Below are 13,406 nucleotides of genomic sequence, written 5' to 3'. Positions count from 1 at the left end.
CACCTCACTAGCCATTGTTGCCACAACCTAGCAGTTTATACGTGAGGGCCAAACATTTTTGAAAGATTGTCAGAAAGCGGGCGTGGCAGTTGATCTCGCGGCCTGCCTGGCCGCAGCGTACATCCTATTAACCTCCCGCGCCTAATAACCTGGATCTTTGCTGCAAGACTAGCGCCGATAACGGAAGCTTCGAAGCTTGCTCCACCTTTGTTCCGGAATAGTAGTGAGTCACAATTTGCACCGCACCGATGCCGTTCTTTGCCATTCCGTCGGCTCCCCATTGACTCATGCCCACGCCGTGTCCATAACCAAATGTGGTGAAAGTAATTTCATCGTCCTGGATTGCCCACGAGAACTGCGAAGATGCAAGCCCAAGCTTTTCACGCACCTCGCGGCCGCTGAGAGTCTTTCCGCCTACAGCAACCGTTTTGATCCGTTTGCCCTCGGTGGTTTCCAGAATCCGCATCGACCTCGCTGCGCTTTTCTTCACTCCCAGCTTGTCTGCAAAGTCACCCAGCTTCATCGTTACCGTTTCTTTGTAACGCGGAGAGATCTCCTTATCCCAGGGACTCGCCACGCTTTGCAGATAGGGTACATCTATTTGCCAATAATCGGAGGCATTCTCGGTATAGCCGTTGCTGGTAGAGAAGAAAGCCGCCTCTATAGGCTCGCCTTTGTAGGTGATAATCTGACCTTTCGTTTCCTCGACTGCGCGGTTCAGCTTGTTCAGATTCGCTTCCCTCTCCGCCCCGTTCCAGCGGCTTAAAAGCTTGTTCAAGGACAAATAAACCTGATTCTGCACGGTGTCTGTCACATCGGCCGCTCCGCCTGACGGAGGGGTTATTCTCTCACCCGCGGCAAGGCGTCTGTAGATGTAAGTCCTGGCTGCTATCGCCTGCGCCTTAAGCGCCTCCAGTTCAAATTCAACAGGCATTTCCGCCGCAATTACGCCGCGCACATAAAGTTCAATGGGCAGTGTCTCGATACGCTTGTCCGCCGTGAGAAAAACCTGAACCCTCGTCCGTTCATACTCCGTTAGAGAATTCCCTTTGGAGCCTGTATCAACATCCCCATTGGGCCCATTGCCGGAACCTTTCCGGTCAGTCTCAGATGGTTGCGGGCTAACCTGTTCCCCTATACTCTCATCCGGCGCTTTTACAAGAGCAGACTCTATCTCTTCAATCTTCGTTTCCTTTATATCCCGCTGAGCGTTTATCAGTAAAATACCTTTCCATAGGACAATGACTATCAGGCCTGCCGCAAACCCGCCCCACCAACGCCTTGTCCCTCTCCGCCAGCTGCGGCGCCGTCCGGTCTGCCACCTCATCTGATTCATTGCACACTCCTTTCCCGACCTGTCCGGTTCTATTCTTCCTGCTCTCTTAAGACATCCGCTGCTCTATAGTCTATGAGGTGTTTTAGTAGGATAGTACCGAAAGGAATGGGATACGGTTATTAGATACAGGGGCGTTTACGATAAATAGAGGCGGCGAATCACGTTGATCAATTGGGGGATTTACCTTACCTGCAAAGCGTACTGGAGGCAAAATAAATACCCCCTTCACCGCCTGTAACAAGCGGTGAAGGGGGTATGCTGTAAATAATGTCTGATTACGCCCAGGTTGGCTGAACCTTCATGCGGGCAACTTCTTTTTCGCGTTTGTAATCATGCTTCTCGGCAGCTGGCTCGGCCGATACTGCCGATATGATGACCTCGGGCGTCATCTCAGGCTGGGCCGGAAACATAATGACATCCTCCAGCGCCTTCGCATAAACCGGTTCCTGTGTGACGGCTGCCACTTCCGTGTCCCGTTCTTTATTCTCGTCAATACGGAAAATCGTGGCGCCCAGTCCCGCCAGCTTGCCCGTAATATCCACGTAACCACGGTCGACATGATGGATACCGGTAATTTCCGTTTCCCCCTCGGCACAAAGCGCTGCGCATACTAGCGCCGCACCCGCCCTCAGATCGGTGGCGCATACTTTGGCGCCCGTTAGGGCAAATCCGCCGCTGACAATCGCTGTGCGGCCTTCCACCTTGATTTGAGCGCTCATCTTCTGGAACTCCTCCACATGCATGAAGCGGTTCTCGAAGACGGTCTCCGTCACGATGCTTGTGCCCTCCGACATCATCAGCAGCGCCATCATCTGCGATTGCATATCCGTCGGAAATCCGGGATAAGGCAATGTCTTGACATCGACAGCCTTCAGTCTGCCCGGGGCACTGACACGAAGACCGTTATCAGTCTCCATGATCTCGACGCCCATCTCCTGCAGCTTGGAGATCACAGGGGCCAGATGGTCGGCAATCGCACCATCTATATGTATATCTCCACCGGTTATTGCCGCTGCAATCATATAAGTCCCCGCCTCAACGCGGTCGGGAATCACCGTATGTGCAACGCCGGACATTTGTTCAACGCCTTCAATTCGTATAATTCCGGTTCCGGCTCCGCGGACCTTTGCGCCCATCGCATTCAGATAATTGGCAAGATCCACGATTTCGGGTTCCTTGGCCGCATTCTCAATGGTTGTCGTCCCCTGCGCCAATGCTGCAGCCATCATAATATTTTCGGTCGCGCCGACACTGGCAACGTCCAGATATATTTTGGCGCCTTTAAGACGGTTGGTTGTACGTGCTTCAATGTAGCCTTGACCTAAAATGATTTCTGCACCCATGGCCTCAAAGCCCTTCAAGTGCTGGTCAATAGGGCGCGTACCGATCGCGCAGCCGCCCGGCAGCGAAATTCTGGCACGGCCAAGACGGGCAAGCAAAGGCCCCATTACCAAAAATGATGCCCGCATCTTGCGGACCAGCTCATATGGAGCTTCAAAGGAGGTTAACTGCTGCGCGGATATCCGCATCGTCTCATTGTCGTATGTTAACTTGCCGCCTAATGCGGTAAGCACTTGTTGTATCGTTGTAACGTCGTCTAGATTAGGCACGTCATAAATGACGCTGTCGCCTTCTTGTGCCAATAACGTGGCAGCGAGAATCGGCAGAACGGCGTTTTTTGCCCCGCTCACTCGTACATTTCCGGATAATCGCTGGCCGCCGCGGACGATTATTTTGCTCATCTTAGGTTTCCCTCCGCGCGCAGTAGATTCGTCTAACTGATTGTGTAATATATGATACCATGGTTTCGGCACCCAACTTTCATCATAACATTTACCAACATAAAGCGACAAGCTTTATTTTCAGAATGTCAAAATTACCGTCATTTTATACCATTCGAAGCATGATTGGTTTTTGGTGCCGTCATATACTACCCATTGTTGACATGTTCCCTCGATGTTATTCGACAATTCCTCTAAGCAGATTGGACCATTGCCAGTAATCAATGACAAATCCAGCGAACAAATGTCCCAAAATAACAGCGATCATGACCTGCAGGAGACGGGCCCGGGTGCTTTTGGGACGGCGCATGAATAAATCCAGTTTGACATCTTGAATGACATACCAAGCCAGTGTAATGCACATCAGCTCGATGACGATGGACACCAGCGCGTGCAGGCCTGCAGTGGCAACGACATTGTCCATATCCATTTCCTTGTTCACCTGACCTCATAGGTTTGACCGTACGTGCAAATACTATTGTAAAGCCCGCAGCAGCAGAGAAGCAAATTCAGCCCTGCTCGCGGTTTGCTCCGGTTTAAACTCCTGATCGGGATAACCGCCAATCAAGCCCTTTTGCTTTAGTGCAGCAAGAGATGCGGATGACCAGTGATTCATGTCCACGTCATTGTAGGGTGCCTTCAACGGTTTGACTGTACTCAGACTTAGCGCCTTGACGAGCATAGCGGCCATCTCCTCGCGTGTAATGAAACGCTCCGGTCCGAATGTGCCGTCCGGATAACCGCTCGCCCACCTGGCTGTTACCGCCTGCGCGATAGCTCCGGCTGCCCAATATTTCGCGGGAACATCCCTATATTGTACCGCACCTGCCTTAGGCGGTTTAAAAGCGCGGACCAGCATGGATACCGCTTCGGCTCTGGTAATGCTCTCATCCGGCCGGAATTGGTAAGCGCCGCTGCCGGCGATAATCCCTTTTGTATTCAAGGCAACAATCGCTCCTTCGGCCCAATGTCCGGCAATATCGCGGTAACCCGCTACGATTTGATCCGCATCGATGCGAAGTCCGTAATATTGTTTGTCGAACGGGGCGCTTGCAGTCACTTTAATGTAATACAAGCCTGCTTCAAGCTTGGTCTCTGCGGCGATTCCGGTCTCGCCCGGTTTGGATTGAAGAGTGGAAATTATTTTTTGGCGCTTATCCATGATGACTGCCTTTATTCTTACATCGGCAGGGATGCCGCTTACCTTTAGACCTACGACACTTCCAGCCCCAAGACGCAGCTGATACCAGTCTACATCCTGCGCATCGCCAATTACACCTGTGTAATCAGAACCTGAACTGATTGCTGTGGCTTCATAGGTTTTGTTGTTCGGTTCATTGGGATCCGTATATTTGGTTCTGAAATCCATTGCCAGCGTATACTGCCCGATGACCGGACTTGCCTGCGCGGACATGGCGTTATATACGCGAAAATAATAAGTCCCCGGAGTAATGCTCATCAGTTCGGAGGTCTCGCTTGCACCTTCGCCATTCTCGTCCACCTCAAGCAGCGGCCCATCCTTTAATTGAATGGAAAGCGAGGGGTCGATCCGGACAGAATCCGTCGTTAACGACAGCTTGAGCGTGCCTCCGGTCTCGAAATGGACCACATACCAGTCACGGTCACCCGTTTGATGAAAATTGCCGACAATGGTCTGGGACCTGGGAGACAAAGTGAATCCCGAATACTGTTTATCATTGTTCTCGTAGGCGTCTGCGCTCATCTCAAAGCTCGAGGTAAGCAGATAAGGAAGCACGGTTTGATTCTGGTTGTCTGTTAATTGAAGCTCAAAATAATTAATCCCTTTCTTAACCTTCCAGTCTGCGGTTTCATTGCCCAGCCTGGTCTCCTTCGTGCTCTGGGCATCGTCGCCGGTATAATGCGTCATGGTAACCGATGGCTGCGAGCCCTCTCCAGCCGTAATCCCCTGAAACTGGATAGACATTGTGCCATCATAAGGCGCATCAATCCTATACCAGTCACGGTCGGCATTCCCGCTGATTTCTGCGGCAATTTTGGTTCCTGCAGGGAACGCTGCCGCTTTGTCACGGGTATTATTTGGCTCATATTGATCGGTCTTGAGCGAAGCTGTAACGGCCCGGTCAACGCTGAGCAGCCCATAGCCCGAGGCGTCATCGACACCCTTTTTCCCGATATCTTCCGCGCTCTGCCTAAGCGTCTCCCGGATTTGGTAAGGCTTGTAATCCGGATGCACCGCCCAGATAAGCGCGGCTGCGGCTGCGGCCTGCGGAGCAGACATCGAGGTCCCCTCCTCACGCGTATAACCGCCTCCAACCGCAGTAGTATATACGCTCCAAGGAGCAACGATATCCAGCTCCGGCCCTTTATTGGAACGCGGCTCCGCTTTGTCATCAGCCGTTACACCGCCTACAGCCAGCACGCTTGGATAAGCTGCGGGATATTTCACCTTGGCTCTGGATCCCAATGTTGCTCCGTCATTGCCGCTTGCGGCAACCAGCAGCACGCCTTTGGACTCGGCATACAAGGCGATGTCCTTCATATAGGGCGAATATCTGTAAAGTCCAACGGAAAGAACAACAATCTTCGCGCCATGCTTCACGGCATACAGGATCGCCTCACCGAGACGCTCCTCATCACCGTAGCCCTCTTCATCCAGCGCCTTGATCGGCATAATCCTGGCCTTCCACAGAATCCCGGATATCCCCTTTCCGTTATTGCCACTGCCCGCCAGAACACCTGCCACTGCCGTGCCGTGACCATTATCATCCTCAGGGGCATTGCCAGGATGAACGAGATTGGTGCCCTCAACAAGATTGTCCTTGAGATCCGGATGGTCCAGATCGACTCCGGTGTCTACGAGCGCAATCGTCAGATCAGTCTGGTCATGCACGGTCGACCACGCTTCCCTGGCTCCGATCTGATCCAGAAAATGCTGCTTGGGCAGCTCAGGGTCACTGGTGCTGACCACGCCGAGCAGCGTGACAGTGCTGCTCGGCTCCACATACGCAACACCTGGCGTTTGGCGAAGCGTATTGAGCCATTCCTCGATGTCGGTCCCAGGATCTTCAGGGCGAACGACATCCACGGCTGCAGACAATGACTGCCGGCTTATGACATGAGTCCCGGGCAGTACTCTCTCCTGCCCGGGGTTCCATTTGAGGAGCCAGCTTTGCGTTTCCCCTGAGGAGCCTCCTGCCGCCGTCAGCGGGCCTTCAGCAGCAGATAGATCAACTTGTACAGACTCGCCTCCCGGACGGCTTAGAACTGGAGATATAGTGCCCAGAATGAGACTCCAGACTAGCAGCACGGCCAGCATAAAAGACCATCTGCGTGCAGCACGTCCTTGCTGTGCTTTATGGGCATTCACAGTAACTGCGGAATCAGGTCTCCGCTTCAATCGTTTCCACTCGTCCAAACGTTTATTTCCACACTGGTCATCCTCCGCGGCTGCATATATATTCCCGTTGATCCGGGCCTGGCGAGCCCTTGGCGGAGAGAAGTAACCGGATTGGAGCATGGGCAAACAAGCCTGGCCAATACGGCCTTGCGCTCCAGTTGCAACCCTTCCGGCTTCGCCCTCTGGACTGCCGTTATTATTCGAATGCGGATCCCAGTATGGTTCGTTCATCATATTCTGCCTTTAACCTGCAAATTAGTGTTATGAAACCTTTTCGCGTTTTATAGTACATTCTCCTTTTGCCAATTTCTTTAAATCTTCATAAAGAGACCATAGACCTACATGGATTCCATTTACTTATCGATACTATGCATCTGCAAACCCGCTTCATTACCTTTTTGAAATATCCGAAATGTTAAATTTCACGGAAGGGTCCGGGATAAAGAAAAAAAGCGGTCCAAGCCCCTGTTCAGGGCCTGAACCGCTTTCCAGATCAGCATACCTCCACGTATGTTGGAGACAAGCTAACTGCCAATACGCGTAAACAAGTCATTGACGACGGAAAAATGCTCATTGATCCAGCCCAGAACAGGACCGGGAACAATACCAAGCGCAACTGTCAAAACCGCGCTCAGCCAAATCACAACGCCTGTCGTCACCGGCACGGGAACCTCAGTATCCTGAGTCGCCGAGCGCATGAACATTTGGCGGACGATTCCGAAATAGAAATAATACGAAATGGCGCTGGTTGCCACCATGACCGCCACAATCCAGTAAGCCTGTGACTGGGCAGCGCCAAGCAGGATGAACAGCTTGCCGAAAAACCCGCCTGTAACCGGCAGTCCCGCCAGTGAAAGCACGAATACAATCATGGCCGCCGCTGTCCAGGGCGCCCGGTAATACAATCCGGCGAACCCGTTCAGCTCATCATTGCCGGATGCCTTGCTCACAACAGTGATGACGGCGAACGCTCCGATATTCATCAGCATATATACCGCCAGGTAGAACAGAAACTCGCTGAAATTGGACGTGTGATAGCCTTTGAAGGAAATCCCCAGCGGCACGAGCAGGTATCCTGCATTGGCTACACCCGACAGCGCCATGAGCCGCTTCAGATTCACCTGACGCAGCGCTGCCGTGGAGCCGACGATCATCGCAGCGGCCGCCATAATAAGCAGCACGAGCAGCATATCGTCGGCAATGGGGGCATCCGGCGTATTGGCGAAGATCACGACATTATAGACGATCCGAAAGACAACAGCGAGCGCGGCGCCCTTGGAAACAACCGCGAGAAAAGCCGTAATCGGCGTCGGTGCGCCTTGATAGACGTCAGGTGCCCAAAGATGAAACGGCGCTGCTGCGATTTTGATGCCAAGCCCTGCGATAATGAAGAAGAAGGCGATATAGAGCAGTTCTTTGAAATCCGCAGCATGCTGCTGGACACCGATCGCAATGGCACCCAGATTCGTGGCGCCTGTGATCCCGTACAGATAAGACATTCCAAACAGGATCAGCGCGGATGAGATACCGCCGGTCACCACATATTTGAATGCAGCCTCGGCAGACTGGACGGCATGCTTTCGAATTCCAACCAGCACATAGGTTGTGATGCTGAGCAGCTCAAGACCTAGATACAAGGTGATCAAATCACCGGAAGAGGCCATCATCATGGCACCGACGACCGCCGGCAGCAGCAGGTAGTAGAATTCGCCTTTGTCGGGAATCTCCGCGCGCTTGACTGTTCCCAGACTCAGGAGCACAATCAGCACCGTCGCCACCAGAAAAACGATTTTCAACAGGCTGGAGAATTGATCGATCCGGTAGCTGTCAGCCAGCAGACGGATCGCACCGCCTGTTGGCTCACCGTTGGCATTCGCAGAAAGCGGATGATTGACCAGATCGATTAACCGCCAGATCACAAAACCAAGCGACGTCAACAGGCCGGCAAGCGTGAGCCAGCCAATAACCGCCCGGCTGGTTTGTCTTGGCATCGCCAGATCAATAATGACCAATACAATTGTGAAAACAATGAGAATCCATTCCGGGGCGAGATAGGCCGCATCGCTCCAGGTAAGAGGTTGAAGAGCCGGAAGCGGCTGTTGGGTAACATCCATTATCTATCTCCCCACCTTCCCGTTAAGTTGCTGCAGCAAAGCGTCGAAGCCATGCTTCATCGGCTCGGTCAGCACGGCGGGGTACACCCCGATCAGCACGATGAATGCCAGCAGGGCAATCATTGGCACAGCCTCGATGAGCCTGGCATCGCGCAGTGTTCCATAACGCTCCGATATCGGACCGAATGTAATCCCGAGCACGCTTCGCAGCACATACACTGCGGTCAGAATCACACCAAGCACAGCGACCGCCGTTAGGATACGCATCGATTCGAACAATCCCAGAAGCGAGAGGAACTCTCCGATAAAGCCCGATAATCCTGGCAGTCCCAGCGAGGCCATCCCAGCCGTCAGAAGAATGCCGCTGATAAACGGCAGGCTCTTGGCCAGGCCGCCCAGCTCGCTGAGCTCCGTGGTGCCGGTCCGCTCGTAGAGAATGCCGACAATAAGGAACAATAGCGCAGAGATAAAGCCGTGTGACACAAGCTGGACCATAGCCCCCTGCAGGCCAATTTCATTCAGGGAAGCAATCCCCAGCATTACAATCCCCATATGGCTGATCGACGAGTAGGCAAGCACCAGCTTGAATTCCTTCTGCACCAGCGCCAGCACCGCACCGTACAGAATATTGATGACACCCAATATGGCGAGCACCACGGCCCAGTGGCTCGTCTGGAGCGGGAAGAGAAACACGCCGAAGCGGATAAGCCCGTAAGCCCCCATTTTGAGCAGGATGCCTGAATGAATCATGACAATCGAAGGGGGAGCCTCCGCATGGACACGCAGCATCCAGGTATGAAATGGAAAGATCGGCAGCTTGATGCCAAACGCAATCAGCAGCAGAATGAAGATCGACCAGCGCATCGTATCCGTCATGTAAAATGGATTGGACTGCCCTTGCGCGGCATCCGGCGGCATATTGACATACGAGTCGGGGTTGACCATGTTATCCTTGATCACTGCATAATCACCGCTGTAGGACAGATGCGTGACCTGACCGCCTCCCGGCTGATCGACGGTGAAGCCTGCCGTGGATACAAGCAGAACAAAGGCAATCAGCATGATTGCTGAGCCGACACCATTATAAATCAGAAATTTATTGGCTGCCTTCTCCCGGTTCATATAGCCCCAGATTCCGATCAGGAAGAACATCGGAATCAAGGTGAGCTCGAAGAAGACGAAGAAGAGAAACACGTCTCTGGCCAAAAATACGCCGAGCATCCCGATTTCCAGCAGCAGAAACCACAAGTAGAAGGATTTCCAACGTTTTTTAATATTGACTGAGGCGAGCGCCGCCATCGCGGCAACAATGGTTGTCAGCAGCAGCAGCGGCAGCGACAGCCCGTCAACGCCCAAATGATATTGGAATTTGAAGGCGTATGACGTCACCTCGCCGACCGCTTCTTTGCTCAGTGAAGCATCGACCCAGGTTGAATTCTCTTCATACGGCTTTCCGCCGCTCGCTCCTTCAAAATCGGCATACAGCCAGAGACTGAGCAGAAGCGGAATAAATGTAGCGGTGATCGCCGTTACCTTCAGCCAGCGGCTGCTCTGCTTGGGAAGCAAAAGCAGCACAATGATGCCCAGCAGCGGCGAAAAAACAATAAAGGACAGGATAGGAAGATCGGACAGCATTACCAGAACCTCCTTCCGACTACTGCAGCAATGAGAATTACAAGTCCAAGCACCGAAATCAGGCCATATGTCTGCACCTGGCCATTCTGCAGCCGGGTACCTCCGCGGCCCAATTGCAGCGCGGCTCCGCCAACCAGACGGACAATGCCGTCAACGATATAATGGTCAAAGGCGACCAGTCCAGCTCCGAACGCCCGCAAAGAGCGGACAATAAGCACATGGTACAGCTCATCGATATAATATTTGCGTTCCAGCAATCTGACCAGCCATGCGGCACGGGATGATACCGCGTCGCGGGAAATCGTCCCCTTCACAAACACCAGCCAGCCCAGATAAATGCCCAGCACTCCGATCGCCGTAGAGATGATCATGACAAGGCCCCCGCCCCCATGCTCGGTCTCCGCTCCATCGGTCAGCCATGAACCAAGCGTGTTATTCCACGGCGTCTGCACGAAGCCGGCAATAACTGCGAATACCGCGAGAATAATAAGCGGCAGCGTCATGGAGGAAGGCGACTCATGCGCATGCTGCTCTCCCTTGGGCTTGCCGGTGAAGACCAGGAAGAAGAGCCGGGACATGTAGAATGCGGTAAAGAAGGCAGCCGCCACGCCGACAACAAACAGCACCGGCTTCTCGTGCAGCGCCGTTGTCAGGATCGCGTCCTTGGACCAGAATCCGGAGAAAGGCGGTATGCCCGAAAGTGCCAGTGCGCCAATGCCGAAGGTCCAGGCGGTAATACGCATTTTCGCACCCAGACCGCCCATTTCATGGATATTCTGGGTATGCACGGCATGGATAACGCTGCCCGCTCCAAGGAACAGCAGCGCTTTGAAGAATGCGTGCGTAAACAGATGAAAAATTCCGCCGGTAAGCGAGCCAAGACCAAGCGCCATCATCATGTAGCCCAATTGGCTGACGGTCGAGTACGCCAGGATGCGTTTGATATCGTTCTGCGCAACACCAATCGTCGCCGCGAAAATCGCCGTAAAGGCACCCACATAAGCGACTGTATCCATTGCGGCCTGCGAAGCCTGGAAGATATCAAACGTGCGCGCAACCAGATACACGCCAGCGGCGACCATCGTTGCGGCATGAATCAGGGCGCTGATCGGCGTCGGACCTTCCATGGCGTCCGGCAGCCACACATGCAGTGGAAACTGCCCTGATTTGCCGATAGCGCCGACAAAAATAAGAATGGCAATCAGCGTCGTGACGCTTGCGGCGATTGCGCCTGTCTGTCCGTCGAAGACGTTCTGAATATGTACAAAATCCAGCGCGTGGTCCGGCATATACCAGTAAAGCAGCAGAATCGCAAGCAGCAAGCCGGCATCGCCAATCCGCGTCACGATAAAGGCTTTCTTGGCCGCAGCCACAGCCTCGGGCTTCGTATACCAGAAGCCTACGAGCAGGAACGAGCATACGCCGACAAGCTCCCAGAAGACGTAAAGCGTCAGCATGTTGTCCGCGAGCACAAGTCCCAGCATCGAGAACGTGAACAGCGCGACATAACTGAAGAAGACGGATATCCTCTCGTCGCCTTTCATATAACCGGCTGAATAGACGTTCACCAGGAAGCTGACTGCCGTCACCACAACAAGCATGAGGGCCGTCAGGTTCGTTACCTCGAAGCCTGCATTGATTTGAATGCTGCCCAGGTCAATCCATTTGAAGCTGTACTGGTAGTAGGATGCGCCGTCGCTCATATGCTCCACCAGCACAAGAATGGACACGACCAGCGAAGCAAGGGAAGCGACAATGCCTACTGTTGTGCCAATGAGGCTTTGATTGCGGCCAAAGGCGAGCAGCAGCAGAAAAGCGACGAACGGAAACAGCGGAATGAGCCAGGCAACCTGTGAGAACATGGTTTCCAAATCGGTTTACCTCCTCATCTCGTCGAAATCATCGGCATTGATCGAGCCCCGCGCCCGGAACAATGCGATCAGAATCGCAATGCCCACCGCCACCTCTGCAGCGGCAACCGTAATGGTAAAGAGCGCGAACATCTGCCCGGTCAGCGACGGAACAACGCCGTATTTGGAGAAGGCGACAAGGTTCAGGTTGACCGCATTGAGCATCAGCTCGATACACAGCAGCACGACAATCGCATTCTTCTTGACAAGCGCGCCATACAAGCCGATGCAAAAAAGAATAGCCGCCATCGTCAAATAGGAAGATAACATGCTAGTCCGCCTCCTTCTTCGCAAGCACAATGGCTCCGATAAACGCAACCGTGAGCAGAACCGAAACCAGCTCGAACGGCACCACGTAAGCAGTGAACAATTGTTTGCCGATTTCCATCGTGTTGTCCGCAGCAGACGTTGCTGCCGGGGGAACCGGGAAATCGCTCTGGCGGATCGCGTAGAACAGAATGCCGAACAGCGCCAGGGCGCCTACCGCCGTGAGCGTCTCCTGAAGCGGTCTGGATTTCTCCGTTTCACTATCCTCATGTCTGGTCATCATAATGCCGAAAATCATCAGAATGGAGACGGCCCCCGCATAAATCAGCACCTGCACGAAGGCGAGAAACTCCGCATTCAGCAGAATGAACATTCCGGCAATTCCGATAAATACAGCAGCCAGGGAAACAACCATATACACAACCTTGGTAAAGCTTACCATGAGTACGGCGCCGCTGATAATAATAATGGAGAAGATGAAGAACGCGACGAACTCGCCGGTCAAGTCCACATTGAACATGGTTATTTGGCCCCCCCTTTGGCTGCTTGAGGGGCACCGATGTTGTTGTTGTCCTGACGGACGAGCTTGTTGTTCTCATCCAGCCATTTGCGGTCCTTGAACAGGTCATCGCGGCTGTAGGAAGCCAGCTCGAAGTTGCCCGTCATGACAATCGCTTCCGTCGGACAAACCTCCGTACAAAGATCGCATAGAATGCAAATTTCAAAATTGATATCGTACGTATCGATCACTTTACCCTTTTTATCCGGATCAGGGTTGGCAACGCCTGTAAGTGTAATGCATTCCGTCGGACAAACCCGCACGCACTGATTGCACACGATGCATTTGTCCGGCTCGAAATGCTGAATGCCCCGGAAGCGGTCCGGCATAATAATCGGCTTGTCGGGATAGGAGGTGGTAACCTTTTTTGCTGTCATGGATTTGAATGTAACGCCCAGCCCTTTAAAGAGACCCTTCATACCTTA

The 13,406-nt window shown here is 53.2% G+C and carries 10 protein-coding genes; all 10 read right to left on the bottom strand.

Going from position 1 to position 13,406, the window contains the following annotated elements; translation table 11 throughout:
• Positions 1 to 127: 127 nt before the first annotated feature.
• The 10 genes from spoIID to nuoI all read right to left on the bottom strand — a co-directional run bounded on the left by spoIID (position 128) and on the right by nuoI (position 13,400).
• Complete coding sequence (gene spoIID / locus ACFOLF_RS19485) at positions 128 to 1,336, bottom strand: stage II sporulation protein D (protein ID WP_379114456.1); 1,209 nt, start codon at positions 1,334 to 1,336, stop codon at positions 128 to 130.
• A 275-nt stretch (positions 1,337 to 1,611) separates the two neighbouring features.
• Positions 1,612 to 3,078, bottom strand: a complete 1,467-nt coding sequence (gene murA / locus ACFOLF_RS19480) for a UDP-N-acetylglucosamine 1-carboxyvinyltransferase (protein WP_210039035.1) — start codon at positions 3,076 to 3,078, stop codon at positions 1,612 to 1,614.
• Between the two features lie 217 nt (positions 3,079 to 3,295).
• Positions 3,296 to 3,547 carry a DUF1146 family protein gene (locus ACFOLF_RS19475; RefSeq protein WP_210039036.1) on the bottom strand — a complete coding sequence of 84 codons (252 nt, stop codon included), beginning with the start codon at positions 3,545 to 3,547 and terminating at the stop codon, positions 3,296 to 3,298.
• A gap of 45 nt (positions 3,548 to 3,592) precedes the next feature.
• Positions 3,593 to 6,730, bottom strand: a complete 3,138-nt coding sequence (locus ACFOLF_RS19470) for a S8 family serine peptidase (protein WP_379114454.1) — start codon at positions 6,728 to 6,730, stop codon at positions 3,593 to 3,595.
• A 290-nt stretch (positions 6,731 to 7,020) separates the two neighbouring features.
• Entirely contained in the window at positions 7,021 to 8,610 is a 1,590-nt protein-coding gene (locus ACFOLF_RS19465) for an NADH-quinone oxidoreductase subunit N (protein WP_210039037.1), read from the bottom strand.
• A gap of 3 nt (positions 8,611 to 8,613) precedes the next feature.
• The gene (locus ACFOLF_RS19460) at positions 8,614 to 10,245 is read right to left on the bottom strand and encodes a complex I subunit 4 family protein (RefSeq protein WP_210039038.1); all 1,632 of its coding nucleotides are present in this window, start codon (positions 10,243 to 10,245) and stop codon (positions 8,614 to 8,616) included.
• On the bottom strand, positions 10,245 to 12,116 hold the full coding sequence (nuoL, locus tag ACFOLF_RS19455; protein WP_210039039.1) for an NADH-quinone oxidoreductase subunit L: 1,872 nt from the start codon (positions 12,114 to 12,116) through the stop codon (positions 10,245 to 10,247). Before nuoL ends, ACFOLF_RS19460 begins: the two co-directional genes overlap by 1 nt.
• Positions 12,117 to 12,122: 6 nt before the next feature.
• Positions 12,123 to 12,425: an NADH-quinone oxidoreductase subunit NuoK gene (gene nuoK / locus ACFOLF_RS19450; RefSeq protein ID WP_210039040.1), complete on the bottom strand. Its 303-nt coding sequence runs from the start codon at positions 12,423 to 12,425 to the stop codon at positions 12,123 to 12,125.
• Between the two features lies 1 nt (position 12,426).
• Positions 12,427 to 12,942, bottom strand: a complete 516-nt coding sequence (locus ACFOLF_RS19445; protein WP_210039041.1) for an NADH-quinone oxidoreductase subunit J — start codon at positions 12,940 to 12,942, stop codon at positions 12,427 to 12,429.
• 2 nt (positions 12,943 to 12,944) lie between these two features.
• A complete protein-coding gene (gene nuoI, locus ACFOLF_RS19440) occupies positions 12,945 to 13,400 on the bottom strand; it encodes an NADH-quinone oxidoreductase subunit NuoI (RefSeq protein ID WP_210039042.1) in 456 nt (151 codons plus the stop codon).
• Positions 13,401 to 13,406: the final 6 nt, after the last annotated feature.

The organism is Paenibacillus sepulcri (genome assembly GCF_042647105.1).
Taxonomy (GTDB): domain Bacteria; phylum Bacillota; class Bacilli; order Paenibacillales; family Paenibacillaceae; genus Paenibacillus_Z; species Paenibacillus_Z sepulcri.
Note: the sequence above shows the minus strand (reverse complement) of the source record. Positions and strands in the feature narration are given on the sequence as shown.

Excerpts from the sequence above, each read along its gene's own strand:
- spoIID (WP_379114456.1), bottom strand. The coding sequence starts at position 1,336 with ATGAATCAGATGAGGTGGCAGACCGGACGGCGCCGCAGCTGGCGGAGA.
- murA (WP_210039035.1), bottom strand. The coding sequence starts at position 3,078 with ATGAGCAAAATAATCGTCCGCGGCGGCCAGCGATTATCCGGAAATGTA.
- ACFOLF_RS19475 (WP_210039036.1), bottom strand. The coding sequence starts at position 3,547 with ATGGATATGGACAATGTCGTTGCCACTGCAGGCCTGCACGCGCTGGTG.
- ACFOLF_RS19470 (WP_379114454.1), bottom strand. The coding sequence starts at position 6,730 with ATGATGAACGAACCATACTGGGATCCGCATTCGAATAATAACGGCAGT.
- ACFOLF_RS19465 (WP_210039037.1), bottom strand. The coding sequence starts at position 8,610 with ATGGATGTTACCCAACAGCCGCTTCCGGCTCTTCAACCTCTTACCTGG.
- ACFOLF_RS19460 (WP_210039038.1), bottom strand. The coding sequence starts at position 10,245 with ATGCTGTCCGATCTTCCTATCCTGTCCTTTATTGTTTTTTCGCCGCTG.
- nuoK (WP_210039040.1), bottom strand. The coding sequence starts at position 12,425 with ATGTTATCTTCCTATTTGACGATGGCGGCTATTCTTTTTTGCATCGGC.
- ACFOLF_RS19445 (WP_210039041.1), bottom strand. The coding sequence starts at position 12,942 with ATGTTCAATGTGGACTTGACCGGCGAGTTCGTCGCGTTCTTCATCTTC.
- nuoI (WP_210039042.1), bottom strand. The coding sequence starts at position 13,400 with ATGAAGGGTCTCTTTAAAGGGCTGGGCGTTACATTCAAATCCATGACA.